The organism is Paenibacillus allorhizosphaerae, assembly GCF_042659105.1.
Lineage (GTDB): Bacteria > Bacillota > Bacilli > Paenibacillales > NBRC-103111 > Paenibacillus_G > Paenibacillus_G allorhizosphaerae.
In genome coordinates, this window is the sequence record NZ_JBHSRV010000018.1 from 75,005 (window position 1) to 94,763 (window position 19,759).

General features: G+C 50.4%; 15 protein-coding genes. 9 read left to right on the forward strand and 6 right to left on the reverse strand.

The genetic code is table 11. The features are described from left to right. Positions 1 to 195: 195 nt before the first annotated feature. Positions 196 to 2,448, reverse strand: coding sequence for a helix-turn-helix domain-containing protein (locus tag ACFQI7_RS33135; RefSeq protein WP_218102148.1), 2,253 nt, complete (start codon positions 2,446 to 2,448; stop codon positions 196 to 198). A gap of 378 nt (positions 2,449 to 2,826) precedes the next feature. Between ACFQI7_RS33135 and ACFQI7_RS33140 the strand changes: the two genes are divergently transcribed. The 4 genes from ACFQI7_RS33140 to ACFQI7_RS33155 all read left to right on the forward strand — a co-directional run bounded on the left by ACFQI7_RS33140 (position 2,827) and on the right by ACFQI7_RS33155 (position 7,465). After that, positions 2,827 to 3,723, forward strand: coding sequence for an ABC transporter permease (locus ACFQI7_RS33140; RefSeq protein ID WP_230415535.1), 897 nt, complete (start codon positions 2,827 to 2,829; stop codon positions 3,721 to 3,723). An 18-nt stretch (positions 3,724 to 3,741) separates the two neighbouring features. Next, a complete protein-coding gene (locus ACFQI7_RS33145) occupies positions 3,742 to 4,623 on the forward strand; it encodes a carbohydrate ABC transporter permease (RefSeq protein ID WP_218102147.1) in 882 nt (293 codons plus the stop codon). A 39-nt stretch (positions 4,624 to 4,662) separates the two neighbouring features. Further along, positions 4,663 to 6,282 carry an extracellular solute-binding protein gene (locus ACFQI7_RS33150; protein ID WP_218102146.1) on the forward strand — a complete coding sequence of 540 codons (1,620 nt, stop codon included), beginning with the start codon at positions 4,663 to 4,665 and terminating at the stop codon, positions 6,280 to 6,282. A gap of 265 nt (positions 6,283 to 6,547) precedes the next feature. After that, positions 6,548 to 7,465, forward strand: coding sequence for an aminoglycoside phosphotransferase family protein (locus ACFQI7_RS33155; protein WP_218102145.1), 918 nt, complete (start codon positions 6,548 to 6,550; stop codon positions 7,463 to 7,465). Between the two features lie 210 nt (positions 7,466 to 7,675). Here the strand turns inward: ACFQI7_RS33155 and ACFQI7_RS33160 are convergent, their stop codons facing one another. The 3 genes from ACFQI7_RS33160 to ACFQI7_RS33170 form a co-directional block, all read right to left on the reverse strand. Further along, positions 7,676 to 9,214 carry a multicopper oxidase family protein gene (locus ACFQI7_RS33160; RefSeq protein WP_329958279.1) on the reverse strand — a complete coding sequence of 513 codons (1,539 nt, stop codon included), beginning with the start codon at positions 9,212 to 9,214 and terminating at the stop codon, positions 7,676 to 7,678. Between the two features lie 171 nt (positions 9,215 to 9,385). Then, positions 9,386 to 10,858 (reverse strand): M56 family metallopeptidase, encoded by a 1,473-nt coding sequence (locus ACFQI7_RS33165; protein WP_218102144.1) that lies wholly within the window; start codon positions 10,856 to 10,858, stop codon positions 9,386 to 9,388. 39 nt (positions 10,859 to 10,897) lie between these two features. Beyond that, entirely contained in the window at positions 10,898 to 11,230 is a 333-nt protein-coding gene (locus ACFQI7_RS33170; protein ID WP_268966856.1) for a BlaI/MecI/CopY family transcriptional regulator, read from the reverse strand. Between the two features lie 279 nt (positions 11,231 to 11,509). On the opposite strand from ACFQI7_RS33170, the gene ACFQI7_RS33175 reads away from it, so the two are divergent. Further along, positions 11,510 to 12,391, forward strand: coding sequence for an alpha/beta hydrolase family protein (locus ACFQI7_RS33175; protein ID WP_218102142.1), 882 nt, complete (start codon positions 11,510 to 11,512; stop codon positions 12,389 to 12,391). A 101-nt stretch (positions 12,392 to 12,492) separates the two neighbouring features. Here ACFQI7_RS33175 and ACFQI7_RS33180 read toward each other — a convergent pair whose 3' ends face one another. Continuing rightward, entirely contained in the window at positions 12,493 to 13,245 is a 753-nt protein-coding gene (locus tag ACFQI7_RS33180) for an MBL fold metallo-hydrolase (protein WP_230415516.1), read from the reverse strand. Positions 13,246 to 13,477: 232 nt separating this feature from the next. Here ACFQI7_RS33180 and ACFQI7_RS33185 point away from each other — a divergent pair, with 232 nt between their 5' ends. The 4 genes from ACFQI7_RS33185 to ACFQI7_RS33200 all read left to right on the forward strand — a co-directional run bounded on the left by ACFQI7_RS33185 (position 13,478) and on the right by ACFQI7_RS33200 (position 19,502). Continuing rightward, on the forward strand, positions 13,478 to 13,819 hold the full coding sequence (locus ACFQI7_RS33185) for a YmaF family protein (RefSeq protein ID WP_218102141.1): 342 nt from the start codon (positions 13,478 to 13,480) through the stop codon (positions 13,817 to 13,819). 1,052 nt (positions 13,820 to 14,871) lie between these two features. After that, a complete protein-coding gene (ilvB, locus tag ACFQI7_RS33190) occupies positions 14,872 to 16,602 on the forward strand; it encodes a biosynthetic-type acetolactate synthase large subunit (protein ID WP_218102140.1) in 1,731 nt (576 codons plus the stop codon). Positions 16,603 to 16,724: 122 nt separating this feature from the next. Then, positions 16,725 to 18,557 (forward strand): UbiD family decarboxylase, encoded by a 1,833-nt coding sequence (locus ACFQI7_RS33195; RefSeq protein ID WP_218102139.1) that lies wholly within the window; start codon positions 16,725 to 16,727, stop codon positions 18,555 to 18,557. A 225-nt stretch (positions 18,558 to 18,782) separates the two neighbouring features. After that, complete coding sequence (locus ACFQI7_RS33200; RefSeq protein WP_218102138.1) at positions 18,783 to 19,502, forward strand: 3-ketoacyl-ACP reductase; 720 nt, start codon at positions 18,783 to 18,785, stop codon at positions 19,500 to 19,502. A 171-nt stretch (positions 19,503 to 19,673) separates the two neighbouring features. Here ACFQI7_RS33200 and ACFQI7_RS33205 read toward each other — a convergent pair whose 3' ends face one another. Beyond that, positions 19,674 to 19,754 (reverse strand): IS3 family transposase, encoded by an 81-nt coding sequence (locus ACFQI7_RS33205; protein ID WP_377517545.1) that lies wholly within the window; start codon positions 19,752 to 19,754, stop codon positions 19,674 to 19,676. Positions 19,755 to 19,759: the final 5 nt, after the last annotated feature.

Sequence of the window (19,759 nt, forward strand, 5' to 3'; positions counted from 1 at the left end):
GCGCTGCAGGGGCGTCGGACTCGACCCGTTGCTGTCGCTGTGACCTCCCGGTGCGAGCGAACCCGGATATGCGTTTACGGCGCAGCGTTGCGCAGCCGTCTGCCATGGCACAAGCGCCTCGACCATAGAGCCGAGCCGCTGCGCCATGGCTGCACTGCGTGGCCGCATTCGTTGCCCATCGACAGCTGCCGCGGCCTACAGTGTCTCCGCCGCATGGTTCCGCCGGTATTCGCCCGGCGTCATGCCGGTCCACTTCTTGAACATCCGGTTGAACGACGTGATGTTGCGGTAGCCGCTGCGCACGCTGATGACCTGTATGCTGAGGTCGGTGCCGACCAGCAGCTCGCGCGCCTTGCAGATGCGGATGTCGTTCAGGTGATCGATGAAGTTGACGCCGGTCTTCTCTTTAATGTAAACCGATAGGTATGCGTTCGACATGTTGAGCTTGTCGGCCAAGTAGTCGAGCGAAATATCTTCCACATACCTCGTATGAAGCACCTCCATCACGTAACTGACGATCGGATCGGCTTCTTCTTTCTTGTCCTGGATGAGGGAGACGGCTTCCGTCATCAGACGTTCGAACTGTTCCGTATATTCGACTACCGTACAGCATTGTTTCAACTGCTCGGCAAGCGGCTGAAGCTTTTGTGTCTGCTCGGGTTCGATTTTGAATATTTCCATAAATTTCCATATCTTTGAGCACATGGCGTCCGCAAAAAACTGGAATTGGCCCACGGACGCTTCTTTTTGCTGCATATCAAGTAAGGTGCGCTCGATGAGCTGCAAGGCACCGGCTGAATCCGCCGCTTGGATGCACGCATTCAGTTCCTGGTCTTGGCTCGGACTGAGAGCGAACGTGGTCGCGAGCGGCCGCGGCTGCCAGATCAGCTGCGTCTCCTCGATTAGCCGCGCTTGCCGCGCCAGATCCTGCACCTGTCGGTACGCGTCGTTAAATTGCGACGATTGATGGTAAAACGAACTGACGGCGATCGAGACGAGGCAGTACTCGCGGTCGTTGTCGAGCTGCTGCTTGAGCATAAGCAGCAGCTCTTGCAGCGCATCCGTATCGTCATTCCCGACGATGACGGACAAGATCTCGTTATTTTCCATCTGGAACGTGTGTGACCCCGGGAAGCGGCCTTCCATCATCAGGTCGATATGCTCGCGGATGTAAGTGGCGGCACGGTCCTCCAGCAGCTGCAGCTTCTCGAATGCCGCGCGGCGGAAGGTGAGCCGGTACAGCACGATCGTGAAGCTTTCTTCCGCGTGGATGAAGTCCTGCCACACGCTAATATCGCTGTTGATGCTTTTCAGCTTATTAATGTAGCTGTAGCTTGTCAGCACCGACTTGTTGTGCGTCAGCTCACTCTGCACCGCGTCGCGCTCCATCATGAGGTCGTGCAGCTTGCTTTGAATGAAATCCACTTCGCGGATGCGGCTGGGCTGTTTGAGCGGATCGCGGTCCGTAATCGCCGTGATCAACTGCTTGATCGGCGAATGCACCCGTTTGCTTGAATAGAACGAAGCGACAAGGCCGATGCCGAGCGTTAGTACGAAAATGAACAGGAGCGTCAAGTTCACCTTCCCGACCTGCGAGGCAATGCTCGCGTAAGGAACGATCGTCACATAGACGAGACCGTCGTCATCCGTCTCCCGGAAAAAATACTGCTCTTCCTGCAGCGTAAAGTTGGAATCGGCATCGAAGGCAGGCAAGGCGGCGGCCGACAAGCTTTCCGACGAACGGTAAATGACCGAACCTTCCTTGTTGATAATCATAAACTGCCGCTTGTCGCCCGTACCGAAGAAGGCGGCCTGCGTTTTGGCAACGTCAATGAAGGCGATAATCTGATAATTGCTGCTCATCAGCCGGAAGGCAAACGGGATCAGCTCTTTGCGCTCCGACCGGTCGGCCACCTTATAGAAGACGTCGGAAGGAAGCAACTGGAAATAAGCCGGTTTCTGGAAACGGTCGTTCCAGAAAGAATAGCCGTACAGGTCGCTTGTATACAGGCGGGAGAATAGTTCCTCCGCGTCGCTGCTGCCGTCTTTTCCGACAGTAAATGAAGCCGACTTGTAGTGGATAATCATATCATCCAGATAGAAGAGCGGGTTATAGATGTCGCGGCGCAAGTTCGCGATCATTTTTTTGGCCTGAAGATAGTCGATATCTTGAGGATCTTTCGTCAGCAGCTGCCGGTTGAAGCCAATGACGTCCTCTTCGCCGGAATAGTCGAACAGCAGGTTCTTGATCCGGTTAAAATGCGTGCTGTAACGCTCGGCCGTATTTTTCAGCATCAGCTGGTTATATTGGATAATTTCGTTTTGAATCGTCGATTTAAAGAAAGTGAACGCCCCGATATTAAACACAGCGAACAGCAGGATGACGACGACGTATCCGATGAAAATTCTGAAAAACAATGAGTTGCGAATCGCCAATCCGCGGAACACCGTTCATCGCGCTCCTTCCAAAATGAGTCTGCAGGCGGATGATTGCTGCGGACATGCAATGATAGTACTTCTATATACTACACGAATGGGCTCCCCGAGCAAATGAAATGTATTTTCGATCCTTAGCGATTTTTTAGATTTGCCGCTTGCTGCGCCGTTTCCGGCTGCAAATGCGAAGGAAACGAAAAAATCGCCGCGTATCAAAAATATGGTCCATGGCGCGTCCCGCATCCCCTGCGTTATGATCAAAATCGGTTCAGGTCAACAAGTCTAAAAGATCATTTGTACAGGGGGAAGGTGAATCATCCGTTGGAACAAGCATCCTTGCAAACCACCCGTTCGCAGGCAACGTCCGCACGAAGAAGCGGCTGGCACAGGCTGCTAAAAAGCATCCGCAGGAACTGGGAGCTGTACGCGCTGTTCGCACCGGTGCTTGCTTACTTTATCGTCTTCGAATATGTGCCGATGTACGGCGTGCAGATTGCATTCAAAGATTTCATTGCAACCAAAGGGATCTGGGGAAGCCCATGGGTCGGTTTCAAACATTTCGAGCGTTTCTTTGACAGCTTCTATTTTTGGCGGCTTATCCGCAACACGCTAGGCATCGGCTTATACCAGCTCGTCGTCGGGTTTCCGATACCGATCTTGCTGGCGCTGATGATTCACGAGGTTCGGTCGTCCAAATTCCGGCGCTTCATCCAGACGATTACGTACGCGCCGCACTTTCTATCGACCGTCGTCGTCGTCGGCATGATCATGATGTTCCTGTCGCCGCAAGGCGGCATGGTCAACCTGCTCGTGAAGGCATTCGGCGGAGAACCGATCGCCTTCATGACCGAGCCGAGCTGGTTCAAGACCGTGTTCGTCCTGTCGGGCGTCTGGCAGCAGATGGGCTGGAGCTCCATCATCTATTTGGCCGCGCTGGCGGGCGTCGATCCGCAGCTGCATGAAGCGGCCCGTGTGGATGGCGCAGGACGGCTCAAGCGAATCTGGCATATTAACCTGCCGCATCTGATGCCGACGATTGTCGTCCTGCTGATCCTGAATGTCGGTTCGATCCTGGGCGTCGGCTTTGAGAAGGTGTTCCTGATGCAGAACAATCTCAATATGGAAACGTCGGACGTTATTTCGACCAACGTGTACCGGAGCGGTATTCTGGGAGCGCAATACAGCTTCTCCGCGGCGGTCGGTTTGTTCAATTCCGTCGTCAATTTCATCATGCTGATCACCGTCAACCGGATCGCCCGTAAGCTGAGCGAAACGAGCTTATGGTAAAGGAGGAGGCGAACACGTATGCTTGAAACAAGATCAGACAAAATAACAGAAGCCGTCAACTATGCGCTTCTCACGCTGGTGTCCGTCATCGTTCTTTACCCGCTGCTGTTCGTGCTGATCGCTTCGATCAGCAATCCCGAAAGCGTGCTGCGCGGCGAAGTGTGGCTGTGGCCGAAGGACCTCACCTTCGTCGGATACGAGCGCATCTTGAGCAATCCCGAGATTATGCGCAGTTACGGCAATACGATTGCTTACACCCTTGTCGGGACCGCGGTCAATCTGGTCATGACGATTGCGGCGGCGTATCCGCTATCGCGGAAAGATTTTGCCGGCAGAGGTTTCTTTACCGCGTTGATTGTATTTACGATGTTTTTCAGCGGAGGCATGATTCCGACGTATTTGCTTATTAAAAAACTGAGCCTGCTGAACTCGTTCTGGGTCATGATCATTCCGTCGGCTATCTCGGTATGGAATGTCATCATTATGCGCACCTTCTTCACGACGGGCATCCCGCCGGAAATGCAAGAGGCGGCGGCGATCGACGGCTGCACTAACATGCAACTGCTAATGCGGGTCGTTCTGCCGCTCTCGATGCCGGTGATCGCGGTGATGGTGCTGTTTTACAGCGTCGGCCACTGGAACGCTTATTTTAATGCGCTGCTTTACTTGAACGACCGGGGGATGTACCCGCTCCAGCTCATTTTAAGAGAAATCCTGGTGCAGGGGCAAATGCAGGAAATGGTAGACGTGAGCGACGACTCACTCGCCCGCAGCATGATGGATGCGGAAGCGATCAAATACGCCGCGGTCATTATCGCCAACCTGCCCGTACTGATGCTGTATCCTTTCTTGCAAAAATATTTCGTCAAAGGCGTCATGATCGGCGCCGTCAAAGGATAAACGATTCGAATCGAATACAATTCATGGGGGAATGAATCGATGAAACGAACTACCTGGATACCGGCGGCCATGTCCGTCGTATTGGCTGCAGGAGCGCTGACTGCCTGCGGCGGTCCGGACAAAAAAGGCGCGGATGGCAGCAACGGGGCGGAACCGTCCAATCTGAACAAGACCGGCATGCCGATTGTGAGCCAACCGATCAACATGACGTTCTTCACGGGCAAGTCGGCGACGAACGGCAGCAATTTCGAGGAAACGCTCGTGTGGAAAGAGTACGCGAAGATGACGAATATCAACGTCAAGTTCGACCTCATTCCATTCGATACGCTGACGGAAAAGCGCAATCTGGTGCTGGCCGGCGGCGATTATCCGGACGTATTCTATACCGCGAAGCTGACACCGGCCGATTTGACCCGTTACGGCAGCCAGGGCGTATTTATTAAGCTGAACGATCTGATCGACAAGTATGCGCCGAATTTCAAGAAGCTGATGGAGAAATACCCGGATCTGAAAAAAGGGCTGACGATGCCCGACGGCAACATTTATTCCATGCCTTCGTTCTACGATCCGACGTTCCTGTCGCTGCTCATCGGTACGCCGCTCTGGATCAATCAGGACTGGCTGACGAAGCTGAACATGCCGGAACCGAAGACGACCGACGAGTTCTATCAATATTTGAAGGCGGTCAAAAATACCGATTTGAACGGCAACGGCAAGCCGGATGAAATTCCGTACGGCGGCATCGGCACGGATGCGCTGCTCGATCAGTTGAAGGGCGCGTGGGGTCTCGGCACGAGAGGGCTTGGCCATAAGATGGTCGACATCGACCCGGCGACGAACAAGCTGCGCTTCATTAAGACGGACGCGAAATACAAAGAACTGCTGCAGTATGTGAACAAACTGTACAGCGAAGGGCTGATCGATAAAGACATCTTTACGATCAAGAACACGGCGCTGTATGCCAAAGGGCAGCAGGGCACGCTCGGCTCGACGATCATCCCGAATCCATCGACGCTCATGAACCAGAAAAACTTCGTGGGACTCGGCGCCTTGAAAGGGCCTCACGGCGATCAGCTGTACGCCAATGTGAAGGTACCAATGGTTCATGTCGGCGCATTTGCGATCACGAACAAAAACAAAAATCCGGAAGCGGCCGTTCGCTGGATGGACTACTTCTACAGCGATGAAGGCGCGAAGTTTTACTTCATGGGCCAGAAGGACGTCACGTACAAGGAAAAACCGGACGGTTCTCTCGAATACGTAAGCGATATTACGAAAAATCCGCAGGGCTTGACGCAGGACCAAGCGCTGGCCAAAAACTTCACTTGGCTCGGCGGAGGCTACCCCGGTTTCGTACAGCAAAAATATTTCAACGGCTCCGAGGCGCTGCCGGAAGCGATCGCCGCGAGCAAGAAGGCGGAACCGTATGTCGTAAAAGAGATTTGGAACAACTTCAACTTCACCGACGCGGAAACGGAAGTGATGTCGTCGCTCGGTACCGACATTACGACGTACATTTCCGAGATGGAAGCAAAGTTTATTAACGGCACAGCGTCGTTCAGCGACTGGGACAAGTACGTCAGCACGGTGAACAAGATGGGACTGGCCGATTACATGAAAACTTACCAGGCGGCCTACGACCGCTATAACAAGAAGTAAGCCCGGATCTCAACTAAAGGAAGCGAAAACAAGGAACAGTTTGCCGCCGCGGCAGCTGTTCTTTGTTTTGTTGGGCAACATAGCGTAATTCATTTGCTAAAAGGCGAGGTGGTTGAAATCAAGGAGCGTAATGGTTATGATCATTGACAAACAACTATTTACATAAATTGATTAACCTATACGATTCGATCCGCAATTGACAAAGATGCAAAGATATACGAAGTAGTCCCCGATCTGTTCGATATATGGGAGGTAGATCCTGAGGATGAACAAACGTTATCGTTTCAAGCCAATAGAAACCGAAAATATAGTTAGCCGTTTTGGCAATCATTTTTATGAAAAAGTGTTGAGGGATCTTGAAACCTATGCACATCAATGGGCGTTGACCGTAATTCAATTGATTCCTTCCTATTCGGCCAACCTGGTTTTTCGTTGTCATTCGGAAAAGTTCGGAAGCGCAGTGCTGAAAATGGGTAATCCTGCTTTCGGAGCCCTATTTACGGAATATCACACCTTGCTTCAATATAGCGGCAGACGATTTTGCACCGTTTTCGATGCTGATATTGAAAACGGCGTCATCCTTGAAGCGTGTGTACAGCCGGGGACTCCTTTAAGGGATGAGCATTCGCTTGATCGGAGATTATCCGTATTTTGTTCCCTATATAAAGGCTTGCATATGACGCCCGCTAAACCAGAATTATATCCGTCTTACACAGGGTGGGTCCGCAGGATAACCGAATACATGAGTCAGAGGCAAGACTGTAAAGAACTATATTTGCATATGAAAAAAGCGGAAGATATATGTTTATCGGTTTCTACCAAGTATTCGCAAAAGATGCTGCTTCATGGCGACTTTCATCATGATAATATCTTACTTGGTCGTGATGACGAGTACGTCATTATCGACCCTAAAGGGGTAATAGACGATCCGGTATTTGATGTTCCGCGTTTTATATTAAATGAATTTGGCGATGAACTGACTGCAGAAATATATGAGAAAATAAATGATATCATCCGCATATTGGAAAAAAATGTTCATATTCCAAGCGACATAGTAAAGCAATGCCTTTATGTGGAAACTGCAATGGGAGCATGCTGGAGCGTAGAAGACGGCGCAACTCCTGAGGAATATTCGAGTCTTATACAAAGTGTTGCTTTCGCAGAATCCATTTTGAATGCTTGATTATATTACAGTCGCGTGCTCTCACCAATGCCGGATACTATAGACTTGAACAATTTACTAAAGTTACGGAAGCTGACGGTTTGAAGGGGCTGTCTTTCGCAATAAAATCTTAAAATCGATCAAAAAAAAGAGCCGCTGGCTCTCCGGGCGCTTCATTTCATTGGATTTTCGCTTCCGTCTAAATCATCCGCTAAGGTAACCCTATCCCCTTCACCGGTACGCTTTAAAAATCTCAATCGGACGCATCATTTCGTGATCTTCATGCTCCAGCATATGACAATGCCACACATAACGCCCTGTGAAGGGTCCAAAACGGGCTATAATGGATGTAACGTAACCAAACGGAGTCCCAACCGTGTCTTTTAACCCTGTTTCATAGGGATTCGGGGGAGCGGGAGGTCCCGTGAAAATAAGGCTTCCGGTTTTTTGAAAATGAGAAACATCAAATGGCTGGCGGTCAAGAATTTGGAAGTCAACCAAATGGAGATGGATGGGGTGAGGATCATCGTCGATGAGATTGATGATTCGCCAAATTTCAACAGTGTCTACTTCAATTTTTTCGGAGATTCGGTCCATCCACATTTTTCCACCCAATAAATTCAAAGATCGACCATATTGATCCTTGATTCGGACTAGCGTTAAATATCTTGTTTTCTTTGCGATAGTTCTTGGAAGTCGTTCCATATTCCCTAAATAAAAAGGAAGGGAGCTGGTATCTGTACTTCTTAACGGAACGGTGACTCTGAATTGCATGACGTCTGCTGTTTCGGGGGATGCACTCTTGGTGACATTTTTGAGAATCATGGTTTGACCGTAGTATTGGGAAAAGTCGATGATTACATCTACACGCTCGGCACTCATAAGTATAAATTCATTTATTTTTACGGTTGTCTCCAGAAAGCCGCCATCGGTGCCAATTTGATAAAAAGGCTGATTGGATTCCATTCTTAATGTAAGAATACGGCTATTTGATGCGTTTAAAATGCGAAAACGGTATTTTCGCGGTTCTACATCCAAATAGGGATAAACCTTCCCGTTTACCAGAATCGTATCCGCATCAAAAGGGGAAACAAGAGAAGGATGAGGAAGCGCTGCATCCGTTTGATCCGGTTTGCTGGGGTAGTAAAGCGATCCGTCCGAGTTGAACGAGCGGTCCACAATGAGAAGAGGGATTTCATAGTTTCCCTTCGGAAGATTAAGGGATCGTTCATGCTCGTCGCGAATGAAATAAAGTCCCGCAAGTCCCGCGTAAATGTTCAGTCTTGTAATGCCTACCGTGTGGTCGTGATACCACAGCATTGTGGCTCTTTCCATATTTGGATACGTATAAACCTCTCGTTCAAACAAAGGGCCCGTTTGCTCAAAATTTCTCGTAAACCATGCTTCGGGGTAACCGTCACTATGGGCCGGCGTTCTTCCTCCGTGCAAATGAACAACGCTTCTACCCTCCGGGAGAGTTATTTCAGAACCATGAATCGTTGTATCAACGGGAAGAAAGTGCTTTTTGGGCAGATCATTCATCCATTTTACAAATACGGTTTCATTCTTCATCACTTCGAACGTAGGACCCGGAAACATACCTTCATACCCCCATAAACGGGTGGGTCCGAGATCCCTGTGCAGCTTCTGAGAAAACTCCTTCATGGTCACTTCGTAATATGAACTATGATAATCGCGTTTCTTGGGAGATAGCGTGTTTGGAATAGGCAGTTCATCCACGAATTTTTTCAGCTTTATCTTTACAGGCATATGAACGGCACTCCTCCCCATGGCCAGGATCGTCAACTAAGTAAGTGTATGAACGTGAACTTGTTCATTATGTTAGTCAAACGTATAAAAAAGCAGGATCGCCGGCTTCAGAAAGCCCGGGGATCCTGTTTCCTTTTACTCTATTCACGAAGCGGAGCGGCAACTCCGGCTTTACGATGATTGCTTTGCCGTAGGGGCGGCTTGCGTCGGTTTCGGCTCCAGTTTTGGTTCCGCCACCGGCGGGGTCGTTGGCGCCGGCTTTGGTACCGCCGGCAATGGGCCATTCGGCTCCAGCTTCGGTACCACCGGCGTTGGCGCGGCTGGTGCCGGCTTGGATTCCGGCGAAGACGGAGCAACCGGCAGCGGCACCGGCTTTGCCTGCGTCGGCTTCGATTCCGACGCAGATGGAGCAACCGGCACCTGCTTCGGCTCTGCCGCTGGTAGAGTGGCCTGTGCCGGTTTTGATTCCGGCGCGGATGGGGCATCAAGCACCGGAGACGTACCCGCAGCGCCAGTTCCACCCGGTGCCGGTACGGACTCCGACTGTGACTTAGTATCCGATTCTTTTGCAGCAGAGTTTGTATCGGCGGTCGCGATCGTTTTCTGGTCAACGGTCGCCGTATTCGACAATTGCGCCCGATTTGTATCCACTTTTGCATTGGTCAAAGAGCATCCGCTGATGAGTAGAATGGCCGCCAAACCAACGAACGAATAACGGTAGGAGTTCGTTTGAAACTGCTTAATCATCATAATTCTCCTTTTTAACTGCAATTTGCTTCCGGATAAATGAACATTGCCCGGCACGCTCAGTGGACGTACATAGTTCTCCAGCAACTGAATGAGCGTATAGCCGTACTTGTCGCGTTGATCTGCCTCCAGATAAGAAAGAGCTAAAGCATCGCTTGCGAGTTCCTGGTCTTCACGCATACGCAGATAGGCGTACCAAAGAATCGGGTTAAACCAATGAATAATCAACAGCACCTGCATCAGCCAATTGATTCCGATATCGTTGCGTTTGCAATGCGCGAGTTCATGCAGAAATATATGCCGTAATTGTTCCGGCTTCAAGCCGTTCAAGACGGTTCGCGGCATAATCAGCCGCGGACGCATCCATCCGCAAAGCGTCGGCACCGCGATTCGGTCCGATACGAGAAGCATGATTGGTTTATGTACGGACATCCGCTTCCGGCATTGCGCGAATAACTGTATCACCCCGGCATCGGTTATGGCATCCGTTTCTTTTGACATTTGCAAAGAGAATGTCCGGTGGACTACGATCGCGTATGTTCCGAAGACGCCTATGCCGAGCAGCCATATATACAAGACGTATCTATAAAAGATGTCTTTGGCTGATTCGGAATGAACCAATCCTTCATTTGCCGCTTCCTGAGCCGCCGGTTCGATTTCGTGTACGGGATCGGGGTAAGAAATCCAATTGAAAATGCTTATTTCGCTCTCCGGGCCCCAAGGTAAAATCAGTCTTACCACCACCAGAAGCCACAATAAATATTGCCATCGAGGCTTCATTCGTTTGTGCAGAATGCGCTGCATCAACAATATCAAAGCGACCGTGACGGCAGCCATAGCCGAGACGGACACAATCCAATGAAAAAGATTCGTAAGCAGCTCGATTGTACGGTTCAACGCTCATCCTTTCCTTTCTTAGATAGGAATCGGGCATCGTCATTTCGTTTTATGGTCAAGAATTTTTTTCAATTCTTTAATATCTTCCTCCGACAACTGCTCTTCCTTTAAAAAGTTAACAAGCATCGGCTTTAAGGCACCGCCGTATATCCTTTTCAGAAAGGACTGCGTTTCTGACTTTACGCATACATCCTCGGAAACTACCGGGAAATAAGCATACACTCGATTATCCTGCGTATACGATACCGCTTGTTTCTGGACGAGACGGTTCAACAACGTTCGAATGGTTTTCGGTTTCCATTCCGTTCGGTCCTGCATAGCTTCGATCACTTCACTCGCCGTGGACGGTGATTTGCTCCATAGTACTTTCATGACTTCCCATTCCGCATCGGTTATGTGGGGCACGTGATTCACAAATTCACCTCCTGTCCCCTGGGATTACAAATGTAATACAAAATGAATATTACAACTGTAATCCAAACTTGTCAAGCGGAACGGGAACCGGCTGCGACCAACTCTTTCTCGGCAGGCGCATCATCTTTGTGTGATGAACGTATAATTTTGGCCAATCATGTAACTTTTATTGCAGAGCATTAGTAGTATAAACGATAGTGAAAATATAATATGACCTAGGCTATAGGAGGAAAACATATGGATTGTTTTGTCGGATATGGCGAGGTTGAGCTTACTGACGATCTGAGCGGCGTGGCATTTCCAATGGCGGTCATGTATCCTACTTCCACTCCCGGAAAGATAGAGGCTGTGGAGAGATTCAGCATGGAAGTTTCGATAAACAGCGAGCCCAAAGAAGGAACGTTCCCCCTGGTCATCATCTCTCACGGCACCGGTGGGTCGCATTTGCTTTATCGGACGCTTGCTCATCATTTGGCTAGTAACGGTTTTATCGTAGGGATGCCGGAGCACCCGTTCAACAATCGGAATAATAACACGCTGGCCGGTACGGTCGATAATTTGATGAACCGGCCCAGGCACATTCGAACGGCGATCGATTGGTTTTTTGCCAGCCCCCGATTCATGAATGTACTGAAAGCGGATGCAGTTGCGCTCATAGGACATTCCATGGGGGGATACACCGCTTTAGCCGTGGCGGGAGGCGCCCCAACTTCGTTCCCTAACGAGTCGCCGGACGGCCAGCCCCATCAGCTCAGCGTAGCCACCGATCCACGGGTCAAGGCACTGGTGCTTCTTGCGCCCGCTTCGGCTTGGTTCAAAAACGCCGGGGCATTGAGCGGGGTCGACCTACCCATCCTGATGATCGTGGGCGATAAGGACGAGCATACGCCGTTAATTCATGCTCAGTTTATATTAGACGGGGTTTCCGACCGAACGAAGATTCAGTACAGAATCGTAGAAAACGCGGGGCATTACTCGTTTCTAAGTCCGTTTCCGGAAGCGATGAAAAGTCCGTCCTTTCCTCCCTCACAGGATCCTGCGGGCTTTCATCGCGAAAGCTTTCACCGTGAGCTAAACAGCGAGGTTCTGGATTTCTTAATGCGTCAAGTCCATGCGTAGACCAAGCTGAAGTCGCAAACATAGGCAAGCATAAGGGAAATGTTTCGAAGTATCGAAGCATTTCCCTATTTTCGTTGGTCGAAGCTTCGAAATGCATTCGACTATGCACTTTCGCTTGCAAGCTCTGCAAGCCGTTCTATGACATTTCCGCGGATGATCCCGCCGTGATAGCATATGACCGATTCAATGTCGAAGGCGGACAACTTCGCGATGGAAGCTTGCGCCGTAGCCTGATCCAGCGACGTATCGGGGTCCGGGCCGCTTAACCGGCCATCCCGCACGACGAGGGCATCGCCGGCAATCAAGGTGCGCGATGGCTCATGGTAAAGACTGACATGGCCCGGTGTATGTCCCGGTGTGTCAACAACGACGATGCCCCCGCACCAGGGAAGTCGTTCACCGTCCGTGATGATGCGATCGATTGCCGCCCTCGGGGGATGAAGCATGAGCGCCTTGAGTCCTTTCCGGAACGACTCCGGAACGTGATCAGGCAGCAGATCAAGACCGGCAATCGCTTCGTCGGTGAATCGCAGAAGCCGCTTATCCCCTTGAATGTAAGGTTTCTCCATCCTATGCGCCGACACTTCGATTCGCTGGGTGGAACCTTCTACTAAATCTTGCAAATTGCCGATATGGTCAATGTCTTGATGCGTAATGATGATTTGATTCAGTTGGTCCGGATCTATGCCAAACGAGTTCATTGCGGCTTGAAGCTGTTCGATCTGGCGGGGAAATCCCGTATCTACGAGCACAACGTTCCTTTCGTCCCATAGCAGTACCGGATGCACGGTATCCGAACGGCCCATGATCGGGGCGGTAATAGACAGCATGGCAATGCCTTGATTTAAAAGCACGAAGGTTCACACTCCTTGAAGGATGAGAGTACCCGGCCGGGGCTTCCAGACTTTATGATATAGAAAATCAAAGAGTAAGTAAACATCAAAATTTTTAATCATATCATAAAAATAATATTTTGTCAATAGTTAAAATATTTTAAATCGTGGCCATAGGCGAGTATCCAGTCATTCCTTAGACTCCTGTCATATAGTTAAATGACCAGAAAAAATGAAAAGGAGTCATACTTCAATGGCGATGAAGCTTGGAAAAGACGACGAATACCCGGGATTCGTCCCTCATCATACGCACGGATCGGTTGATTACACATCCGTAGCCGACGGGCATGTGCATCAGTGCCTGGACGTGACCTCACCTCCAATCCCCACTCAAGACGGAAGCCACGTTCACTACACCGAAGGATATGTATTATTTGAAGATGGCCATACACACTATTATCGCGCATATTCCGGTCCGCCAATTCCGGTTGGAAACGGGAGGCACGTTCATTATTACGACTTCCATACATCCGTCGATGACAGGCATCGGCATCGGATCCGGGGAGTGGATCAACCGGCACCGGGCGTACGCTGAGACGTTTTGATTGCGTAGCCTTTGAAACTTTGCAGTCTTTGTGCTATGATGTTGTCAATAAAAAAAGCGTGGAAGAGAATAAAGTACCAAGAGCCTTATGTTCAGAGAGCAAAGGGGACGCTGAGACCTTTGCCATAAGCCTTGTACGATGTCGTCTCGGAGCTTTTGCTCGAAAACGGAACGGAAGCACGGTATCCGTAAGTAGATCCAAACGGATTGGCACACGTTATCGTGCTGCAGGTAAGGAGAATTCTTACCTCACGAGGCTGGAATCGCAAGATTGCAGTAAATCAGGGTGGTACCACGAAAGATTACCCCTTTCGTCCCTAGGCACGGCAGCTCTTTACTGCCCGCCTGCGGATGAGAGGGGTTTATTTATTTTCAATAGATAAAAGCGTGGAAGAGAATAAAGTACAAAGGGCCTTATGTTCAGAGAGCAAAGGAAATGCTGAGACCTTTGCCGTAAGCCTTGTACGACGTCGTCTCGGAGCTTTTGCTCGAAAACGGAACGGAAGCACGGTATCCGTGAGTAGATCCAAACGGAATGGCACACGTTATCGTGCTGCAGGTAAGGAGGACCCTTACCTCATGAGGCTGGAATCGCAAGATTGCAGCGAATTCAGGGTGGTACCACGAAAGATTACCCCTTTCGTCCCTAGGCACGGCAGCTCTATACTGCCCGCCTGCGGATGAGAGGGGTTTATTTATTTTCAATAGATAAATGCGCGGAAGAGAATAAAGTACAAAGGGTCTTATGTTCAGAGAGCAAAGGAAATGCTGAGACCTTTGCCGTAAGCCTTGTACAATGTCGTCTCGGAGCTTTTGCTCGAAAACGGAACGGAAGCACGGTATCCGTGAGTAGATCCAAACGGAATGGCACACGTTATCGTGCTGCAGGTAAGGAGAACCCTTGCCTCATGAGGCTGCAATCGCAAGATTGCAGCGAATCAGGGTGGTACCACGAAAGATTACCCCTTTCGTCCCTAGGCTCGGCAGCTCTATACTGCCCGCCTGCGGATGAGAGGGGTTTTATTATTGAAGGAGGCAGTCAAATGGAAAAGGTATTAGCAACCCAAAATCAATCGTCTCATCATGCCCAGGAGTTCATAACCGGATCGGAGGCGCTGTTACGCGGACTGTTAAGCGAAGGCGTGGAATGCGTATTTGGCTATCCGGGAGGAAATGTTCTCTACATCTATGATGCCATGACTGGCAATCCGGATTTTAAACACATATTGACCCGACACGAGCAAGGGGCTATCCACGCGGCGGACGGTTATGCCCGGTCCACAGGCAAAGTAGGCGTTTGCATCGCCACTTCCGGTCCGGGAGCGACCAACTTGGTGACCGGCATTGCGACGGCTTATATGGATTCCGTCCCTCTTGTGGTCATTACCGGGAATGTCCCGACAACCGTGATGGGCACGGATGCCTTCCAAGAGGCAGATATCGTCAGCATCACCATGTCAATAACGAAGCACAGTTACCTCGTCCGGGACGTACACGACCTGCCCCGGATCATTCGCGAAGCATTTCACATCGCTAACACCGGAAGGAAAGGCCCGATATTGATCGATATCCCGAAAGACGTATCGAATCATAAAATGCTGTATCAGCCATCCGCCGATATGAAATTGCGGGGCTACGATCCGTATCCGGATCCGAATCCTGCCGAGATCGATCTACTCATTCGGGCTATTGCCGCATCCGAAAGACCGATTATGATAGCTGGTGGCGGGGTTGTTTATGCGAATGCATCGGATGAGCTGCTCGAATTCGTTAATAAAACGAAAATTCCCGTGACCACCACACTGCTTGGTTTGAGCGGCTTCCCCAGCGCGCACGACCTTTGGCTCGGCATGGCCGGCCATCATGGTACGTATGCGGCGAATATGGCCATCCAAAACGCCGACCTTGTGATTTCGATCGGTTCGCGGTTTGATGACCGGCTTACGATGAAAGTAGATGGTTTTGCGCCTAAGGCCAAACGGATTGCTCATATCGACATTGATCCGGCTGAAATCGGAAAAAACGTCAAAACGGATATCGCTTGCGTCGGAGACATTAAGGCCGTACTCCAATATGCCAACACGAAAGCGGTGCCCTCTCAATCCAGCCGCTGGATCCGGGAGGTTCAAGAAAACAAAACCAACTATCCCTTGCGTTACACGGATTCCGAAAAGGAGATTAAACCGCAATTTGTTCTGGAAATGATTCATGAGACAACCGGAGGGGATGCGATCATTACGACGGACGTGGGCCAGCATCAGATGTGGGCAGCTCAATTTTACAAATTTAAACATCCACGCTCACTCATCACGTCGGGAGGTCTTGGAACGATGGGTTTCGGATTCCCGTCAGCCATAGGCGTTCAGATCGGAAACCCGGACCGGCTCGTCATCTCCGTAAACGGTGATGGGGGCATGCAAATGTGCGCGCAAGAGATGGCGATTTGTGCCATTCATCAAATTCCTGTCAAAATTGTCGTCATCAACAACCAGGTGCTGGGCATGGTCAAACAACAACAGGAACTGATGTACGAAAGGCGTTACAGCCAAATCGATCTAGCGGGCAGTCCCGATTTCGTGAAACTGGCCGAAGCTTACGGCATCAAGGGGTTAAGAGCAAGCAATAAAGCAGAGGCTTCCCGCGTTTGGCAAGAGGCGCTGAACATAGCCGGCCCTGTACTTGTTGAATTTGTCGTGCCGAAAGAAGAAAATGTATATCCTATGGTTGTTGCGGGAACCACATTGGATCAGATGTTGATGGGAGATTTCGAATAAGGACACCCAGGCCGCTGTTGTGCCGGTCAATGAAATCATTGGCATGGTTTAGACGTAGACGATACGATGTGGTACTGTAAAGATAACAAACATTTTTACTTTTTGGAGATGGGGCAGTTCACATGTATCGTAGTTTGGAAGAATGCATTGTAGATCTTGAGAAGCATGGACATTTGGTACGTATTCGGGAAGAAGTGGATCCCTATCTGGAAATGTCCGCGATTCATATGAAGGTGTATGAAGCCGGGGGGCCGGCGTTGTTGTTTGAAAATGTAAAGGGCACAAGATTCCGCGCGGTATCCAATTTGTTCGGAACGATGGAACGATCCAAGTTTATTTTCCGAAATACTTGGAAATCCGTTCAGAACGTGGTCGCTTTGCGCAACGACCCGATGCAAGCATTAAGAAATCCGTTAAGACAAGTCAAAACCGGGTTGTCTGCATGGAAAGCTTTGCCTGTAAAACAATCCGGCGGCCAACCCGTTACGCTGCAGGAAATTAATATATCGGAACTTCCGCATATTCAACATTGGCCTATGGATGGCGGCGCTTTTATCACGTTGCCTCAAGTATATACGGAGGACCCGGAAAAGCCGGGGATCATGAATTCGAATCTGGGGATGTATCGCGTCCAGCTGAGCGGCAACGAGTATGCAGCGGAGCAAGAAATCGGATTGCATTATCAAATTCACCGCGGTATCGGCGTCCATCAAGCCAAGGCAACCAAGCAAAGGGCTCCGCTCAAAGTGAGTATTTTCGTGGGAGGCCCTCCGGCGCATACATTGTCGGCCGTGATGCCTTTGCCGGAAGGATTAAGCGAGATGACGTTTGCCGGTTTGCTTGCAGGGCGGCGTTTTCGATACAGTTATATCGATGGCTTCTGTATAAGTAACGATGCGGATTTTGTCATTACAGGGGAAGTTCACCCGGGCGAGACGAAGCCGGAGGGCCCGTTTGGCGATCATCTGGGTTACTACAGTTTGGTTCACCCGTTTCCTTATATGAAAGTGCATAAAGTGTATGCAAAACCGAATGCCATTTGGCCGTTTACCGTCGTAGGCAGACCGCCGCAGGAGGACACCTCATTCGGCGAGCTCATCCACGAATTAACGGGCGGCGCCATTAAGTCCGAAATACCGGGCGTTAAAGAAGTTCACGCGGTCGATGCTGCAGGCGTTCATCCTTTGCTTTTTGCCATCGGCAGCGAGCGCTACACCCCGTACCAGAAAGTGAAGCAGCCGACCGAGATTTTGACGATTGCCAATCGGATCTTAGGCACGAATCAGCTCAGTTTAGCTAAATATGTATTCATTACGGCGGAAGAAGACCAGCCGTTAGATACGCATCAGGAAGTGGACTTCCTTACGTATATTTTGGAACGAATCGATCTTCACCGGGATATTCACTTTCATACGAATACGACCATCGATACGCTTGATTACTCGGGTACCGGGTTAAATGAAGGGAGCAAGGTGGTTCTCGCGGCGTATGGGGACAAGAAGCGGGAATTGTGCAAGGAACCGCCCGACGTTCTAAAAGAACTGCGGGATTTCGTCAATCCGCGGCTGGTCATGCCGGGGATTGTGGCGCTCGAAGGGGCGCAATTTACGACGAATGAACAGGCGCAGCAGGAACTCCGGTCGTTAAGCGACGCCATTGTTGCGAAGGGGACGATTCCTTCCTGCCCGATGATCATATTATGCGATGACAGCCGTTTTCTGAGTGCGACGGTTGCTAATTTTTTGTGGGCCACTTTTACGCGAAGCAATCCATCGCATGATATTCATGGTGTGAATAGCTTTATAGAGCATAAGCATTGGGGCTGCGACAATCTCATCATTGACGCGCGGATCAAACCCCACCATGCACCGCCGCTGCAATTTGACCCGGCTGTTCAGAAAAACATCGAGCGTTTGTTTGTTAAAGGAGCAAGTCTGGGCGGGTTATCGTACTGAGGGATAGCCTTCCCACTACAATTGAAGCTTCCGAAACGAAGGGCCTAGGGGCTGCCGGCGTTTCAGAAGCTTATTTGTTTGTCTATTCAAGCTTGGCGTGTTGTTTGCCGAATATGGCTACGAGCCGCAGCATGACCGGCTTCCATATTCACTTTGCATGCTTATAGGAAAAAATGGAGATTATGACTACGTATGCAACCAATTGATTATTGAGGAGAGGTTATTATGGATTTGAAAAATAGAACCGCGATCATCACCGGAGCGGGAAAAGGCATCGGCAAAGCGATCGCCGTGCAGCTTGCCAAAGAAGGCGTAAACCTCGGTCTCATGGCCAGAACTTCGTCCGACCTGGAATCCCTTCGCTCGGAGCTGGAAGTCACATTTAACGTCAAAGTGTATGTCGCGGCCGCTGATATTGCCAAAAGAGAAGCGGCGGAGCAGGCGGTCGGATCGCTCATCGGCAGCCTTGGGTCGCTAGACATCTTGATCAATAACGCTGGGATCGCGCAGTTCGGCACCGTTGCCGATATGGATCCCGAGTTATGGGAGAGCATCATTCAAACGAACCTGATGGGCACGTATTATGTCACTCGGGCCGCGCTGCCGACGCTGCTGGCGCAAACGAGCGGCAGCATCATCAATATCTCGTCTACGGCCGGAGAGCGCGGGTTCGCGACCGGGTCCGCTTATTGCGCGTCCAAAGCCGCAGTACTGGGGTTTACGGAGGCGCTGATGCAAGAGGTGCGCAAATCGAACATTCGCGTAACGGCGCTTACGCCCAGCACGGTCAACACCGAGCTTGCGGCGAACGCCGGGCTGAACATCGGGGACGAGGACCGGATGATGCAGCCGGAGGACTTGGCCGATCTCGTGCTTGCCACTTTAAAGCTGCCGGCTCGCGTCTTCGTCAAAAGCGCCGGGATTTGGACGACCAACCCGCAGTAATCTATCCAAATTTACGGCCACCGCCAGGGGCACTTATAGGCCGCAAGGCGCCTTCATGGTGTTTCATCATCGCGGCTGGTTGAAACGGGTACAATTGTTACATAAACAACTATGAGAGGCTACCGGCTTGTGAACTGCACCCCGTCAAGTAGACAGTAGAAATAAAAAAACTTATGCGGCCTTGGTTCGAAATTCCATCGGACTGAGGCCGTTTAATTTTGCTTGTAATCTTTCATGATTGTAAAAATAAATATAGG

Bases quoted from the DNA above. Each gene is read 5' to 3' on its own strand.
- ACFQI7_RS33150 (WP_218102146.1), top strand. From the start codon at position 4,663: ATGAAACGAACTACCTGGATACCGGCGGCCATGTCCGTCGTATTGGCT.
- ACFQI7_RS33160 (WP_329958279.1), bottom strand. From the start codon at position 9,214: ATGCCTGTAAAGATAAAGCTGAAAAAATTCGTGGATGAACTGCCTATT.
- ACFQI7_RS33195 (WP_218102139.1), top strand. From the start codon at position 16,725: ATGTATCGTAGTTTGGAAGAATGCATTGTAGATCTTGAGAAGCATGGA.
- ilvB (WP_218102140.1), top strand. From the start codon at position 14,872: ATGGAAAAGGTATTAGCAACCCAAAATCAATCGTCTCATCATGCCCAG.
- ACFQI7_RS33175 (WP_218102142.1), top strand. From the start codon at position 11,510: ATGGATTGTTTTGTCGGATATGGCGAGGTTGAGCTTACTGACGATCTG.
- ACFQI7_RS33200 (WP_218102138.1), top strand. From the start codon at position 18,783: ATGGATTTGAAAAATAGAACCGCGATCATCACCGGAGCGGGAAAAGGC.
- ACFQI7_RS33170 (WP_268966856.1), bottom strand. From the start codon at position 11,230: ATGAAAGTACTATGGAGCAAATCACCGTCCACGGCGAGTGAAGTGATC.
- ACFQI7_RS33155 (WP_218102145.1), top strand. From the start codon at position 6,548: ATGAACAAACGTTATCGTTTCAAGCCAATAGAAACCGAAAATATAGTT.
- ACFQI7_RS33185 (WP_218102141.1), top strand. From the start codon at position 13,478: ATGGCGATGAAGCTTGGAAAAGACGACGAATACCCGGGATTCGTCCCT.
- ACFQI7_RS33145 (WP_218102147.1), top strand. From the start codon at position 3,742: ATGCTTGAAACAAGATCAGACAAAATAACAGAAGCCGTCAACTATGCG.